The organism is Streptomyces camelliae, from assembly GCF_027625935.1.
GTDB lineage: Bacteria > Actinomycetota > Actinomycetes > Streptomycetales > Streptomycetaceae > Streptomyces > Streptomyces camelliae.
In genome coordinates this window covers 3167548-3182698 of sequence record NZ_CP115300.1, presented here as the reverse complement: position 1 = coordinate 3182698, position 15151 = coordinate 3167548, and the positions used below count along the sequence as shown (strand labels likewise).

The 15151-nt window shown below is 73.5% G+C and carries 12 protein-coding genes; 9 read left to right on the top strand and 3 right to left on the bottom strand.

Annotated elements, in window-relative coordinates; all coding sequences use genetic code 11:
* Positions 1-7: 7 nt before the first annotated feature.
* Positions 8-970: an ABC transporter substrate-binding protein gene (locus O1G22_RS14275; RefSeq protein WP_270081706.1), complete on the bottom strand. Its 963-nt coding sequence runs from the start codon at positions 968-970 to the stop codon at positions 8-10.
* Between the two features lie 577 nt (positions 971-1547).
* Here O1G22_RS14275 and O1G22_RS14270 point away from each other — a divergent pair.
* The 4 genes from O1G22_RS14270 (at position 1548) to O1G22_RS14255 (ending at position 4895) form a co-directional block, all read left to right on the top strand.
* The gene (locus tag O1G22_RS14270) at positions 1548-2771 is read left to right on the top strand and encodes an NAD(P)-dependent malic enzyme (RefSeq protein WP_225101896.1); all 1224 of its coding nucleotides are present in this window, start codon (positions 1548-1550) and stop codon (positions 2769-2771) included.
* 246 nt (positions 2772-3017) lie between these two features.
* On the top strand, positions 3018-3983 hold the full coding sequence (locus O1G22_RS14265; protein ID WP_270081705.1) for a zinc-binding dehydrogenase: 966 nt from the start codon (positions 3018-3020) through the stop codon (positions 3981-3983).
* Between the two features lie 130 nt (positions 3984-4113).
* Positions 4114-4323 (top strand): helix-turn-helix domain-containing protein, encoded by a 210-nt coding sequence (locus tag O1G22_RS14260; RefSeq protein ID WP_037851906.1) that lies wholly within the window; start codon positions 4114-4116, stop codon positions 4321-4323.
* A complete protein-coding gene (locus tag O1G22_RS14255) occupies positions 4323-4895 on the top strand; it encodes a Clp protease N-terminal domain-containing protein (RefSeq protein ID WP_270081704.1) in 573 nt (190 codons plus the stop codon). Before O1G22_RS14260 ends, O1G22_RS14255 begins: the two co-directional genes overlap by 1 nt.
* A 142-nt stretch (positions 4896-5037) precedes the next feature.
* Here O1G22_RS14255 and O1G22_RS14250 read toward each other — a convergent pair whose 3' ends face one another.
* Positions 5038-6093, bottom strand: a complete 1056-nt coding sequence (locus tag O1G22_RS14250; RefSeq protein ID WP_270081703.1) for a PadR family transcriptional regulator — start codon at positions 6091-6093, stop codon at positions 5038-5040.
* A 1-nt stretch (position 6094) separates the two neighbouring features.
* The gene (locus O1G22_RS14245; RefSeq protein ID WP_270081702.1) at positions 6095-7072 is read right to left on the bottom strand and encodes a DUF4097 family beta strand repeat-containing protein; all 978 of its coding nucleotides are present in this window, start codon (positions 7070-7072) and stop codon (positions 6095-6097) included.
* Between the two features lie 194 nt (positions 7073-7266).
* Here O1G22_RS14245 and O1G22_RS14240 point away from each other — a divergent pair, with 194 nt between their 5' ends.
* From O1G22_RS14240 to O1G22_RS14220, 5 genes are all read left to right on the top strand, one after another.
* Positions 7267-7446, top strand: a complete 180-nt coding sequence (locus tag O1G22_RS14240; RefSeq protein WP_003992906.1) for a DUF6104 family protein — start codon at positions 7267-7269, stop codon at positions 7444-7446.
* A 147-nt stretch (positions 7447-7593) separates the two neighbouring features.
* Positions 7594-8001: a CU044_2847 family protein gene (locus O1G22_RS14235; RefSeq protein WP_270081701.1), complete on the top strand. Its 408-nt coding sequence runs from the start codon at positions 7594-7596 to the stop codon at positions 7999-8001.
* Positions 7998-10343 carry a VMAP-C domain-containing protein gene (locus tag O1G22_RS14230; RefSeq protein ID WP_270081700.1) on the top strand — a complete coding sequence of 782 codons (2346 nt, stop codon included), beginning with the start codon at positions 7998-8000 and terminating at the stop codon, positions 10341-10343. The genes O1G22_RS14235 and O1G22_RS14230 overlap by 4 nt, the downstream gene beginning before the upstream one ends.
* A gap of 298 nt (positions 10344-10641) precedes the next feature.
* Positions 10642-11667: an AAA family ATPase gene (locus O1G22_RS14225; protein ID WP_270081699.1), complete on the top strand. Its 1026-nt coding sequence runs from the start codon at positions 10642-10644 to the stop codon at positions 11665-11667.
* 7 nt (positions 11668-11674) lie between these two features.
* Complete coding sequence (locus tag O1G22_RS14220; protein ID WP_270081698.1) at positions 11675-15115, top strand: SAV_2336 N-terminal domain-related protein; 3441 nt, start codon at positions 11675-11677, stop codon at positions 15113-15115.
* Positions 15116-15151: the final 36 nt, after the last annotated feature.

Sequence of the window (15151 nt, the reverse complement as noted above, 5' to 3'; positions counted from 1 at the left end):
CCGCGGGTCACTTGCCGCCGTTGAGCACGGACTCCTTGACGGCGCCGTCCTGGGCGCCCCACTTCGCGAGGATCTTCTGGTACTCACCGCTCTTGATGATCGCGTTCATCGCGGCCTGGAGCGCGTCGCGCAGCTGGGTGGCCTCCTTGGAGACGGCGATGCCGTAGGGGGCCGCCTCGACCTGCTGGCCGACGATCTGGAAGTCCTTGCCACCGCCAGAGGTCTTCACCGCGTACGCGGCCACCGGGAAGTCGGAGGAGGCGGCGTCCACACCGCCCGAGCGCAGCCGGGTCTGGGACTGCTGGTCGTCGTCGAACGGCTCGATGGTGAGCTTCTTGCCGCCCGGACACTTCTTGGCCTCCTGCTTGGCCAGGTCCTCCGAGACGGTGCCGCGCTCGACGGCGATCTTCTTGCCGCACAGGTCCGCCCAGCCGTTGATGCCCTGGGTGTCGCCCTTGCGCGTGTAGATCGAGACACCGGCGGTCAGGTAGTCGACGAAGTCGACGCCCTCGCCGACCTTCTTGCCGGTGTCGGGGTCGACGCCCTGCTGGCGGTTCTTGTTGTCCGTCATCGCGGACATCGCGATGTCGTAGCGGCCCGAGCGCAGACCGGTGAGCAGGCCGTCGAAGGTGCCGTTCTCGAACGTCAGCTTCACGCCGAGCTGCTTGCCCATGGCCGCCGCGAGGTCGGGGTCGAGGCCGGTGACGTTGCCGGAGGAGTCCTTGAACTCCACGGGGGCGTACGCGATGTCCGAACCGACCTTTATCTCCCCCTTGTTCCGGATGTCGGCCGGGAGCTTGGCGGAGAGCGGGGCGCCACCGGTGGAGGCGCTGCTGCCGGAGTCACTGCTCTTGCTCTTGGTCTGGTCACCGCAGCCGGTGAGCAGCAGGGCGCCCGCGACCGCTATCGCACCCACCGCGGCCAGACGGGAGTGCGCGGCGGTCGTACGGCGGGTGAAGCTTGCGGTCATCGTGGGTTCCTCCGGCAGATGGGAACAGATGGAGAGGTGAGGAAGCGTCGACCGAAACACACACCTTCGGGTGTCGCGATCTCGTAGGTTTACGGCATCTTGCCATTCGGACTGAGCCATTCAGGGTGGCGACTATGTCAAAATCACATAACGGGTGACCCCCCGAACCGCATCAGGTCGGCGCCATAAGGGTCCTTGACTGCCGAACCATCTACGGCGATCCAGTGCCCCGGCCGGAAAATCTTCGGCATATCTCACGATGTGGTCACCACATCTACCCGTGTAGCGGAGATCGCGCGCACGTGGCGTGGACGTCGGACGGATGTCAGCCTCGTGTCATCTGCGGGTGGCTCTCTAGCCGCCAGATGTGACCTTGAACCTAATGGACTCGTCGTGAGCGCCGTCCGTCCGGTAAGAAGGTTCTTTACACCCCTCATCCGGGGCTCAGGGCGCGTGTGCGGCGCGCCCGTCGCGTATGTCCCGTACGTATCAGCAACCGGGGCGTACGCGGTGCCCGCCCACCCCTCACCAGGAGTGGTCGACCCTCAAACCATGCATACCTAAGGGGTAAGACAAAGTGGCAGCGGAGATCGTCAATCCTCGCAGCGACAGCAAACCGGATCAGGACGGCGGGGCCGAGCCCCTCGATTCCTTCGATCCGGCGTTCGCGCTGCACCGTGGCGGCAAGATGGCCGTGCAGGCCACCGTGCCGGTCCGCGACAAGGACGACCTTTCCCTCGCGTACACGCCCGGCGTCGCGCGCGTGTGCACCGCGATCGCGGAGCAGCCGGAGCTGGTCAACGACTACACATGGAAGTCCAACGTGGTCGCCGTCGTCACCGACGGTACGGCCGTGCTCGGGCTCGGGGACATCGGTCCCCAGGCCTCCCTCCCGGTGATGGAGGGCAAGGCGATCCTGTTCAAGCAGTTCGGCGGTGTCGACGCGGTCCCGATCGCGCTCGACTGCACGGACGTGGACGACATCGTCGAGACCGTCGTCCGGCTCGCGCCGTCCTTCGGCGGCGTGAACCTGGAGGACATCTCGGCGCCCCGGTGCTTCGAGATCGAGCGCCGGCTCCAGGAGCGCCTCGACATCCCGGTCTTCCACGACGACCAGCACGGTACGGCCGTCGTGACGCTCGCGGCACTGCGGAATGCGGCGCGGCTGAGCGGGCGCGAGATCGGGCAGCTGCGGGCCGTCATCTCGGGCGCCGGCGCGGCCGGTGTCGCCATCGCCAAGATGCTGGTCGAGGCCGGCATCGGGGACGTGGCGCTGACGGACCGCAAGGGCGTCATCTCCACCGACCGGGAGGACCTCACCCCGGTCAAGCGGGAGGTGGCCGGCTTCACCAACAAGGCGGGCATCACCGGCTCGCTGGAGAACGCCCTCGCGGGCGCCGACGTCTTCATCGGCGTCTCCGGCGGTACGGTGCCGGAGGAGGCCGTGGCCTCCATGGCGGAGGGCGCCTTCGTGTTCGCGATGGCCAACCCGAACCCGGAGGTGCACCCGGACGTCGCGCACAAGTACGCGGCGGTCGTCGCCACCGGGCGGTCGGACTTCCCGAACCAGATCAACAACGTGCTGGCGTTCCCGGGCATCTTCGCGGGCGCGCTGCAGGTGCGCGCCACGCGGATCACCGAGGGCATGAAGATCGCCGCGGCCGAGGCGCTGGCCGCGGTGGTCGGCGATGACCTCGCCGCCGACTATGTGATTCCTTCGCCGTTCGACGAGCGGGTCGCTCCCGCGGTGACGGCGGCGGTCGCGGCTGCTGCCCGGGCCGAGGGCGTTGCTCGTCGCTGACGTTGCGCGGAAATGGTCCCGTCCGTTCGGACGGGGCCATTTTCTTTCCCGCCCGCCCGACTCGGGTGTTGTCGTCACCGCCCCGCCCGGGGGCACCCTCGTAAAGGTGCCCGGGCGTGGTGCTGTTGGCGGGGCGACCTTGGCCCTTGTGGCGGGTTGCGCCGCATGGGTGCCGCTGCGCAAGAGGGCATGTGTCACAGGGCTGCCTGGTTCCGTCGGCCGACCGGCGGACCTATCGTCGGGCCCATGTTCGCTGCCTACGCCGCCCGAATCGACCGCGACCAGCCGCTCAACGGCCTGGAGTTGGGGGAGCGTCCGGCTCCCGAGGCCCGGCCCGGCTGGAGCACCATCAATGTGCGGGCCGCCTCCCTCAACCACCACGACCTCTGGTCCCTGCGCGGCGTCGGCCTCCCGGAGGGCCGGCTGCCGATGATCCTCGGCTGCGACGCCGCCGGTGTCGACGCGGACGGCAACGAGGTCGTCCTGCACTCCGTCATCGGCCAGACCGGCCACGGCGTCGGCCCCGACGAGCCGCGCTCCATCCTCACCGAGCGCTACCAGGGCACCTTCGCCGAGCAGGTCGCCGTGCCGACCTGGAACGTGCTGCCCAAGCCCAAGGAGCTGTCCTTCGCCGAGGCCGCCTGCCTGCCGACCGCGTGGCTGACGGCGTACCGGATGCTGTTCACCAACGCCGGGGTACGACCCGGTGACTCGGTCCTCGTGCAGGGCGCGGGCGGCGGTGTCGCCACGGCCGCGATCGTGCTCGGCAAGGCGGCCGGCCTGCGGGTCTTCGCCACCAGCCGGGACGAGGCGAAGCGGAAGCGGGCGCTGGAGCTCGGGGCCGTGGAGGCCGTGGAACCGGGGGCGCGGCTGCCGCAGCGGGTGGACGCCGTCATCGAGACCGTGGGCGCGGCCACGTGGTCCCACTCGGTGAAGTCCCTGCGGCCGGGCGGGACGATCGTGATCTCCGGGGCGACGAGCGGGGACCGGCCCTCGCACGCCGAGCTGACCCGGATCTTCTTCCTGGAGCTGAAGGTCGTCGGCTCGACCATGGGCACCAAGGAGGAGCTGGAGGACCTGCTCTCCTTCTGCGCCGCGGCCGGCGTACGGCCCGTCATCGACGAGGAGCTGCCGCTCGACCGCGCCCGCGAGGGCTTCGAGCGGCTCGCCTCCGGGGAGCAGTTCGGGAAGATCGTGCTCACCAACCCCTGAGATCCACTGGGTGGTTGGTGAGGTCTGGGCGGGTCCGGTGTTCCCGGCCCGCCCTTTTCCATGCCTGCGTGGATACCTGCATGCGTCAACTTTGGTTGACATGGCGCACGTGTCAACCTAGGTTGACAGCATGACCGATGCAACCGATCTCGCCGAGCGCGCCGGCGACCGTGATCCGAGGGTCGGACTGCGGGCCGTGGCCGCGCTGCGCCGGCTGCTGGAGCAGCTGGAGGCGGTGCAGGTGCGCAGCGCGCGCAATCAGGGCTGGTCGTGGCAGGAGATCGCCGCGGAACTGGGTGTCAGCAGGCAGGCCGTGCACAAGAAGTACGGGAGGCAGTGATGTTCGAACGCTTCACCAAGGACGCCCGCGAGGTCGTGCAGAGCGCGGCAGGCCACTGCGAACGGGCGGGGGAGCGGACCGTCGGTGCCGAGCATCTGCTGCTCGCCCTTCTCGACCGGGAGAGCGGCCGCGCCTCGTCCGCGCTGACCGCGCTCGGCCTCACGGAGCGCACGGCGTCCGTACGGCAGGCCCTGGACGAGGCCCGGCGGCGGGCCGGGCTGTCCCGGGCCGAGGCGGACGCGCTCGCGGGGCTCGGCATCGACGTGTCGGAGATCGTCTCCCGGGTCGAGGAGGTGCACGGCGTCGGCGCGATGTCCGTCGACCCGGCGGACTCGGGCCGGCGGTCGGGCCGGCGGCCCTTCGGCAAGAGCGCGAAGGACGTCCTGGTGGCCGCGCTGCGCAGCGCCGTCGACCGCAGCGAGCTCCCCCACGCTCGAATCCGCTCGCGCGGGGGGACCACCGTCATCGGGGACGAACACATCCTGCTGGCCCTCACCGTCCGCCCCGGCGTGGCGGGGGAGGTGCTGGCGGATCACGGGGTGACGTACGAGTCGGTGCAGCGGGTTCTGTGACGGCCGGCGGCGACGTCGCCGTACGCGACGGCCTCCATCCGGACCTCGGCCCCTCACCCGCCCCGGCCGGAACTGCGGGCTGGAGGGCGGGATCGTAGGCCGGGGGTGGTGCGGGTCGGGGTGTCCCGGTGCCGGGACGGGGTCAGGGCTTCGGCTGGTGCAGCAGGGCTGCGATGCGGGCCGCTGCCGTGGAGAGGTGGTGCCGGGTCTCGCGGAGTTGGGCGGGGGTCACTCCGTGGTCGCGGGCCGCGTCACGGATGTCGTCGCGGAAGCGGTCCAGGAGGCGGTCCAGGGCGCGGGCCGGGTCGCCCGTGAAGTCCTCGTGGGACCAGGAGGGTTCGTACGCGGCGGGGAAGTCCTCGGTGGGCGGGACGTGGTGCGGTTCCTCGGGGGCGGCGGGCCGCTCCTGCGGGGGGCGGGTGAAGCCCCAGTCCTGGCCCAGGCCCTTGCCCACGTCCTTGCCGAAGTTCACGCCGAAATCGCCGAACTCCTTGGCCAGTTCGGTCAGACCCTCGCGGACGCCGGTCGGCCAGTCGCCGCGGGCGAAGTGGTCCTGGACGCGGTCCTGGACATGGCGGGCGATGCGCTGCATCTCCTCCTGCGCCTGGGCCCGCGCCCGAGCCTGCGCCTCCTGGGCCTGGTGGCGGGCCCGCTGGGCCTCCTCGCGGGCGCGGCGGCTCTCGTCCTTGGCGCGGCGGGCCTGCTCCTTCCACTCCTGCTTGACCCGGCGCATCTCCTCCTTGGCGACCCGCCAGGACTCCTTGTCGTCGCCCAGGTCGCCGTACTCCCCGGCCGTCGCCCGTGTGCCCCGGCGGGCCTCCGTGGCGGCCGCGCGCATCTCGCGGCGCAGGTCGCCGGCCGCGCCGCGCACATCGGCCCGGATCTCCGCGGCCAGTTCCGCGACCGACTCGCGGATCTCCAGCTCCAGGTCGGCCAGCTCGCCGCTGCGGTCCGCCAGTTCGGCGCGGCCCGCGTCCGTGATGGAGTACACCTTGCGGCCGCCCTCCGTGGTGTGCCGGACCAGACCCTCGGCCTCCAGCTTGGCCAGCCGGGGGTAGACCGTGCCCGCCGAGGGGGCGTACAGCCCCTGGAAGCGCTCCTCCAGGAGCCGGATCACCTCGTAGCCGTGGCGCGGGGCCTCGTCGAGCAGCTTGAGCAGGTACAGGCGGAGGCGCCCGTGGGCGAAGACGGGGGGCATGTCAGAGCACCTTCTTGTCGGTCGTGCCGTCGGCCGGGGCGTCGGGGGCGTGGGGGGCGCCCGCGCCCTGGTCGGAGACGGAATTGTCTCCCGGGGCGGCCGGGGTGTCTGCGGTGGGGGCGGTGCCCGGGGTCCGTGGCGGCTCCGGCTCCCAGGGGGTGTCCTCCTCGTCCTCGCGCGGCGGGCGGCGCAGCAGGGCGATCGAGCCGGAGACCGTGGTGGCCCGGAGTCTGCCGGTGCCCGCGCCGAGCCGGCCGGTGATCTTGTGGGCGCCCCACTGGCCGTGCACCCGCAGTCCGTCGAAGGCGTTGGAGATCGTGCCGCTCGCCGTGTTCGCCTCCACCTCGGCGTCCGCCGGGTGCGGCAGGCGGATGGCGATCTCGCCGGAGACGCTGGTGAGACTGACCTCCGTGGGGCCGTCCGGGTCCAGGTCGACGATCATGGATCCGCTGACGGAGTCGGCGCGGACGGAGGGGCCGGAGCCCTCGACGACCGTCAGGTCTCCCGAGACCGAGTGGAACCGGAGGTCGCCGGTGACCGCCTGAGCCTCCAGGTTTCCCGACACGGTGTCCGCGCGGACCGGGCCGGAGACGCCGACCAGGGTCGTGTCGCCGGTCACTCCCTTGACCAGCGCGGTGCCGCGGATGCCGGAGACGACCGCGCCGGCGTCGACCACGCCCACCTCCACGCGTGTGCCGGCGGGGACGGCGAGGGAGACGACCGCGCTGCGCCGCCGGCCCTTGCGGTCGAGCCACTTGAGGAAGCCCTTCCAGGGCAGGTCCTCGTAGGCCACCGTCAGGGTGCCGCCCTGCTCGGTGACCACCAGGGGCGGGCCCTCGATCTCCGAGACTTCGAGGCGGGCGGAACCTTCTTCGACGCCCACCACGTTCACCGTTCCACTGACGATGCGGACCTTGAGGTCGCTCACACCGGCGCCGAAGGTCAGCTTCTGGGGCTCGGTGACGGACCACACGGGCATGGGGACTCCTCGGCCGGGACACGGTCTCGACGCGCCATATCGCGTCTCCTGTGAAACACGATATATCGTGCCTGCCCGAAGTCAAGACACTCTTTCGGGGCATCGGGACGGTCACCGTCGCCCGTTGCATAGGCTTGTCCGTGAAGGCACTCGGCCTCCATCCGGCCTTGACGCAGACGCAGGAGACACACCCCATGTACTTCACCGACCGTGGAATCGAGGAGTTGGAGAAACGGCGTGGCGAGGAAGAAGTCACCTTCGAGTGGCTCGCCGAGCAGCTGCGGACGTTCGTCGACCTGAATCCCGACTTCGAGGTGCCCGTCGAGCGGCTGGCCACCTGGCTCGCGCGGCTCGACGACGAGGACGACGAGTAGGGCGAGTGGACGAGTAGGACGGGTGGACGAGTAGGGCGGGTGACGAGCGGGACGTGCAGGACTAGTCGGTCTATTGCCCTTCGCCCCCTCCCCCTCCCCTTCCCCTGGAGTTAGCCTTCTCCTCCCAACGGGGAACGGGGGGCGTTCATGGCCGGCGGAGTGGAGCGGATACGGCTGGACGACGGGACCGTCGTCTGGGCCAGAGTCGGAGACGGTGACGGGGACGGGTATCAGGACACCTCGCTCGGGGACCGCGTCATCGACATGGCGGGGGGACTGGCCGGCACAGTCGGCGGGGTCGTGCGCTCCCTGCGCGCCGGTCTCCAGACCCCAGGCCCTGTGGAGGTCTCCGTCAGCTTCGGAATCGAACTGACGGCGCAGTCCGGTAAGATCGTGAGTGCCATCGCCGAGGGTGGCGGCAAGTCGTCCCTCACCGTGTCCCTGACCTGGACCGAACCGGCCGCCGTACCGGCGCGCGCGGCCGACGGCGCGGATCCCGCGGCGCCCGCCGCCGGAACCGTACCGCCGCAGCCGGCGGCCCCCGGCGCCGTATGAGCACCTTCGCCGCGATGGTGCGCCCCTCCCTCGCACGCATCGGCGCACCGGGTGACGGGTATGCAACGGACCGTGACCCGTACTGGGGGTCGGGGTTCTTCATCGCCCCCGGCTGGCTGCTGACGTGCGCGCATGTCGTGGGGAGAGGGGGAGCCGCGGTGTGCCGAGGGGAGAGCGCGATGAGCGTGACCTGGCAGGAGCGCTCCGCCGCCGACGGCTGGGCGGACCGCACCGGCACCGGCACGGCCGTACTCGTCGCCCCCCGCCCCGACGCCGGCGAGGCCTCGCGGGACCGCTGGCCGTTCCCCGACCTCGCGCTCGTCCGGGTCACCGGCGCCGACGATGTGCGCTGTCTGTGGCTCGGCGACCGGGAAGCGGGCCCGCGCACCCCCGTCGGGCTCTACGGCTGGTCCGTGCAGACCGGCGAGCTGGGCATCCGGCACGGCGACGGCGAACTCGCCGGCTCCGACGCCCAGGCCCTGCTGCTCGCCGGGAGCCTGCCGGTCGGCGGACTGTCCGGCGGCCCGGTGCTCGATCTGCGGCACGGCTCCGTCATCGGCGTGATCAAGGGGCGGCGGCCGGAGGAGGGTGTCGCCGTCCCCGTCACCGCGCTGTACGAGCTGCTGGACTCGCCGCACGGGGGCCGGATCGTGCGCGAGGTGCTCCGTGCGCACGACCTCCACCATCTGCGCCGGCTGGACGAATCCACCGGCGCCGCCGCCCCGGCCTCCTTCACCCCGGCCGCCTCCGCCTACCCCGACTGGGCCTCCTTCCAGGCCGAACTGCCCGGCCACGCACCCGAGTTCACCGGCATCACCGCCGAACTGCGCACCCGGCTGCACGGCCACCTCGCGCAACTGCCCCCGCCGACGGGCGCGGGCGACGTCGTCCATCTCGTGGAGGATGTGAAGGAGCAGGTGCGCGGCGAGCGGCTGCGGTCGCTGGTGCTGCGCAACGTGCGGACCTGGCGCGAGGGCGCCGGACTGCTCTACGGGCTGCGCACGCTGGAGCCGGGCGGCGGCGGGACGCTGGTCGATCTGGACGCCGTCCTGCTGTACGCGGCGAAGGTGACCCGCAAGATCGCGTCGGAGCGGGCCGGGGAGGCGGAGCCGGGCCGGCTGGGCGCGGTCGCCGACTGGATCGCCGGGCAGGCCGCCGGCCACCCCAACTGGGCGGTCGGCGAGGCCATCCGAGCCCTCCTGGAGGGCGACGCGGGCGGGCAGGCCGGGTCTCCACCCATGACGCCCACGACACCCGTGACGCCCACGAGGCCCGCGATGCTCCCGACACCCCCGATGCCCACGACGTCCGGGGCGTCCCTGCTCACGACCGTCCCCGCCCCCGCCCCTGTCGTCCCCGCCCCGCTCCCCGCCCCCGCCACCTCCCGTACCGACGTCCTCGTCAAGGTCGGCGCCGCCATGTACGACGGCCGCTATCCGTGGAGCGTGCAGCTGATCTACGACGGCCAGGACGTCACCCCCGTCGCCGCCGACGACCGGGGCGTACGCGCCGAGGAGCTGGTGCGGGCGCTGCGGGACCCGCTGACGCGGGCGCTGAGCCAGGGCGACCACGGGGAGCACCTGGCCGCGATCGAGGTGTTCCTGCCGCGCAAGCTGTTCGATCTGCCTGTGGACGAATGGCAGTTGCTGCCCGAGCAGCCCGGCGGCACGGAACGCCGAGCGGACCACGCGGACTGCCCGGACCGCGCCGACCACGCCGCCCACGAGACCTACGCGGACTACGACGACGATGACGACGACTTCGTGGACGAGCGGGCCATCCCTCTCGGCATGCGGCGGACCGTCGTCGTCCGGGACGTGCGGCGCAACGCGTTACCGCCCTCTCCGGAGTGGCGCCGGCGCTGGAACGGCGTGCAGGGCGGGCCGCTCGCGGCCGGGACGCTGCACGGGCGGCCACCGGGTGCGGGGCATCACGGCGGGGTGCGTCCCGGTACCCGCCTCCCGTTCTACCGCGCCCTGACCGCGCTGGGCGACGCGTGCGTGCCGGTGTACTGCGGGCCCGTCGGCAGTGGAGAGGGGCTGGCCGCGATGAAGGACGCGCTGATGGCCGGGCACCCGGTGGTGCTGTGGCGCCGGGACCGGCACGACCCCGAGGACTGCGGGGTCTTCCACCGGCAGGCCGCCGAACTGCTGGCGGCCGCCCGGCAGGCGGGCGGTCTGCACGGTCCCCTGCGCGACCTGCGCATCCGGCTCGCCGACCCCGAGAGCGCCCGCGCGGACGGACTGCGGGGCAAGATCGCCGTACTGTTCGACCCGCCGGACCGGCCGCCGTACGGCGCGGAGGCGATGCGCCCGCCGCCGTTCGCCGCCCCGGGCGGGTGACCCGTGGCCCGGCCCCCCGGACTTCGGGCCGTGGTCCGGACCCCGGATCGCGGCCTGGTCCGGCCTTCGGGTTCCGGTTCCCGGTCCGGCCCTAGTCTTCGGTCCCCGGTCCGACCCACGGACTGCGCCCCCCAACCCCTCACCCCCCTCAACCCCCTTGATCCACAAGCGCGTTCGTCCGGCCGGAAGTGAGCGTCCGGGCGCGCTGAAGCTCGGCAGGGACGGCTCACGGGCGGTAGCCTCTAGGCCGGACGGCCACGACCCGCTGCATGATCACCAGAGCTGGGAGGAGCCCAAGGTGAACGACTGGCGGATCTACCGCGGAGTGGGTCAGCCGCACGACGGCGTACGGCGGTTGCCGGCGCCGCCGCCCTGGCGTGACTTCGCGGCGTCCCGGGAGAACGGCCGCGACGGGGAGGCCGGTCCGGAGGATCCCAGCAGTGCCCGGCGGCTCGGTGTGCGCCGCCGGATGGTCGAGAGCTACGCGCCCCGGCCCGCCGAGGTCGACGCCGTCAACGCGGCCCTCTATCTGCGCCGGCCCCTGCTGGTGACCGGCAACCCGGGCACCGGCAAGTCGACCCTGGCGTACGCGATCGCGCACGAACTGGGCCTCGGCAAGGTGCTGCGCTGGCCGATCGTCAGCCGGACCACCCTCCAGGACGGGCTGTACCGGTACGACGCGATAGGGCGGCTCCAGGACGTCCAGCTGGAGCGTGCCCGGGGCGGCGAGGAGCCGGCCGCGGGGGCTTCCGGCATCGGGTCGTACATCCGGCTCGGGCCGCTCGGCACCGCGCTGCTGCCCGCCGGTGAGCCGCGTGTGCTGCTGATCGACGAACTCGACAAGAGCGATCTCGACCTGCCCAACGACCTGCTGAACACGCTGGAGGAGGGCGAGTTCGCGATTCCCGAGCTGGAGCGGCTGGCCGACCGCGAGCCCGTCGTGGAGGTGCTCACGCACGACGGCGACCGGGTGGCCGTGCACGGCGGGCGCGTGGGCTGCACCGCCTTCCCGGTGATCGTCCTGACGTCCAACGGCGAACGCGACTTCCCCGCCCCGCTGCTGCGCCGCTGCATCCAGCTGGAACTGGAGGCCCCCGGCGAGGAGCAGCTGACCGCGATGGTCGAGGCGCATCTGGGGCCGGAGGGCGTCGCGGCCGGTACGGAGCTGATCCGCAGGTTCCTGGAGCGCGAGCCCGGCGAGGTGCTCGCCGCCGACCAGCTGCTCAACGCCCTCTTCCTCACCCGGCACGACCCGCGTGCACAGAGCCTGACCCGGGAGCGCATCGCCGAGATGCTCATGCAGCCGCTCGACCGTACGAGGTGATGGGCGCATGCCCGGCATGGGTCTGGACGAGCTGATCGGCAAGCTGCGCCAGGGCGGGCTCGACGTCACCGCGGAGGACGTGGCGGACGCGCTCTGGCTGGCCGGGCGGCTCGGCGCGGGCCCGGCGCGCGACGCCCCCGGGCCGTCGTCCGCCGGACCGCCCCCGCGCCGTCCCGAGGCCGGCCCGCCGCGGCCGGACACCGCCGTCGCCCCGCCGGACCCGACGACCGGCCCGGAGCGCGCCCCCGTGCCGCCTCGCCGGGAGTCCGGCACCGCCCCCGTCCACCTGCACACGCGCACCACCGCGAGCCCTGATCTCAGCCCCGGCCGCCCGGCCGCCGAGGGCAGTCCCGCCGGGTTCCCCGTCCGCGCCCCCGCCGCCGGTGCCCTGCCCGGACTGCTCGGCCTGGAGAAGGCGCTGCGCGCCCTCGGCCGGTACCGGCCCGGCTCCGTCCACGGCCGGGACGAGCGGCTCGACGGGACCGACGGGTCCGACCGGATCGACGAGGAGGCCACCGCCGACCGTGCCGCCGCCAGCGGCATCCTGCTCCCCGTCCTCCGGCCCGGCCGCCGCCGGCGCTGTGACGTGCAGCTCCTGATGGACACCGGGCCCGCCATGGCCGTCTGGGGACAGATGGTCGAGGAACTGCGCCAGGCCTGCCAGCAGTCCGGCGCGTTCGCCTCCGTCCGCGTGCACCAGCTGTACGAAGGGGACGCGGGCGCTCTGCTCGTGGGGACGACCGCCGGTCCCGGCCGGCACACCCGGCTGCGCCCGGCCGACGAGCTGCACGACCCCACCGGCCGCTGTGTCACCTTCGTCATCAGCGACTGCGTGGGCCCGCTGTGGCAGAACGGCAGCGCCCAGCGGCTGCTGCACAGCTGGCCGCGCACCGCCCCGCTGGCCGTCGTCCAGCCGCTGCCGCCCCGCCTGTGGGGCCGTACGGCGCTGCCCGCCGAACCGGGCGTGCTGGTGCGGGGCGCGGAGGTCGGCGGCCGCCTGGTCTTCCTGCCCGACGACGAGCCCTGGGACGAACCGGCGCCGGACGCCCGGCCGGTGCCGGTCCTGCAGCCCACCCCGGACGCCTTCGGGGCGTTCGCCCGGCTGCTCGCGGGCACCGGCCCGACCAGCGAACGCGCCTGGGCCGCGCTGACCGCGCCGGGTACGGCCACCCGGGCGGCACCGGCCGCCGCCCCGCCCGGCGACGACGAGCTGCTGCGCGCCTTCCGTGCCGGAGCCTCGCCCGGTGCGCTGCGCCTGGCCGTCTATCTCGCCGCGGCCCCGCTCACCCTGCCCGTGATGCAGCTGGTGCAGCGGGCGATGCTGCCCGACACCGGGCCCATGGAGCTGGCCGAGGTGCTGCTCGGCGGGCTGCTACGGCAACTGCCCGGCACCGGCGACCAGCCCTGCTTCGTCTACCCGGGCCGGGTGCAGGACCTGCTGCTCGCCTCCCTCGACCAGGACGCCGCCGGACTCGTCCTCAAGCACTGCTCGGCGTATGTGGAACGGCACTTCGGCCGCGGCACCCGGAACTTCGCCGCGCTCGCCTCGGCCCGGCTCACCGACCGCGACCCGGACGGCGGCGCGGGGCCGCTGCCCGAGGACACCGCGGCCGAGGACGCGGGCGGCGGCGTCGAGGCCGAGCTGTTCGCCCGGATCCCCGCCCGGGTGCTGCGCTTCTACCAGCCCGAGCGCCCGGCGGTCGACCCGCTCACCGAGGGCGGCCGGCTGTTCGAGGAGTGGCGGCGGCGCGGCGACCCGGAGGTGCTGCGGCATGCCCGGGACCTCGCGCGTACGGCGGTGACCGGCGCGGACGACACCGAGGAGACCGTCGTACGGGCGCGGCTGCTGCTCGGCCGGGTGCTGCGCGCCGAGGCGGGTACGGCGGGGGTGCGCGCGGCGGGCCGCCGGGAGGAGCTGCTGCGCGAGGCCGTGACCCAGGTCGCCGCCGCGCACGCCTCGGCCCCCGCCGACAGCCCCGAGCGCGCCGAGTCGGCCCTCGAAATTGCCTTCTGCAGCTGGGAGTTGTGGCAGCAGACGGCGGAGGCCGAGCTGCTGAGGGCCGCGCTGGAGGTGCTCGATCCGGACAGCGCGCCCTGGCCGGGCCTGGCACAGAGGGCGCGCATGTGGGCGCGTTCGCTGCCGGGCGGGGGTGGCGGGGACCTGGTGGACGCTCCGGGCGACCTGATGCGGAGAGCCCAGGCTCTGCAGGACGTTCAGCCCGACCAAGCAGACCAAGCAGGCCAAGCCGACCAAGCCGACCAAGTCGGGCAGGCCGGGCAGGATGCTCAAGACGACGGGGAGGACCCCGGCGCCGCGCACTCCCCCTCCGGGGAGTCGGCCGGTGCGGATGCGGAAGCCGTGCCCTGGGCTGCTCGCGTGCACCGCGCCCGGCTCCTCCTGCGCGGCCGGATCCTGCTGGAGCTGCGGCATGCCGGTGCCGCCGTGCCCGAACTCAGGGAAGGCTGCGCCCTGTTGGACCTCGAAGACGCCGCTGCCGGGGTACGGGCGCCCGCCGTGCTGGATCTGGCGCGGGCGCTGCGGGCCGCCGGTGCCGAGGACGCCGAGACGCGCGCGGCGCTGGAGCGGGCCGAGCGGGCCGCCGGGGACGAGCCGGGCCTGCTGCTGCCCTGCCTGGCCGCGCTGGCCGCCTTCCAGGACGAGACCGGGCACGGCCGTGAAGCCGACGCCGCCTACGAGCGGGCGGTGCTGCTCGCCCCCGCGGACAGCGCCCTGCGCTGCCGGCTGCTGACCGGCTGGGGCGAGTCGCTGCTGCGACGGGCCTCGGCGCAGGGCGGCGCGCAGATCGTGGACCGGGCCGAGTACGTGCTACGCGAGGCGCTGAAGGTGCTGCCGGCCCGCTCCGCCCAGCGCGGCCGGCTGCAGGGCCTGGTCGGCAGCGCGCTCGCCCAGCGGTTCCGCCATCTCGGCTTTCTGCCCGACCTGTTCGAGAGCCGTCATCTGCTCGGCCAGGCGCTGCGGGCCGCCGCCGACGCGGCCGTCCGCGCGGAGGTGTGGCTCCAGCTCGGGCGGGTGCGGCTGGAGGGCTGGTATCACGCGGGCGCGCCGGGGCTGATGGAGGCGTTGCAGGCGTACGAGAGCGCCGAGCGGGAGGCGCGGGCCGCGCACGGCGAGGACCCCGGCTCGGTGACGGCCGCGCGGGCCTGGCACGGCAGCGCCGCGGTGCTGGCCCTGCTGGGGCGGCCGGGCGCGGCACGGGGCGCCTACCGGGCGGCCCGCGAGCAGTGGCAGCGGCTGTCGGGGGCGTTGCGGGAGGTGGACTGGGCGGACGTCGAGGAGACCAGGCGGGCGGAGGCGGTCCTGGCCTCGGAGGGGGTTCGGCGGGATGACGTACGGGGGCTGCCGGAGACGGAGTGGGGCCGGCTCGCGCCCCCTTGGTACCCATGGACCGAAGAGTGGGCCAACTGGTCCGATCGTGACCGGAGTTGATCGACTCGGTGTTTCTGACTCCCTCGCGTCGGGAAG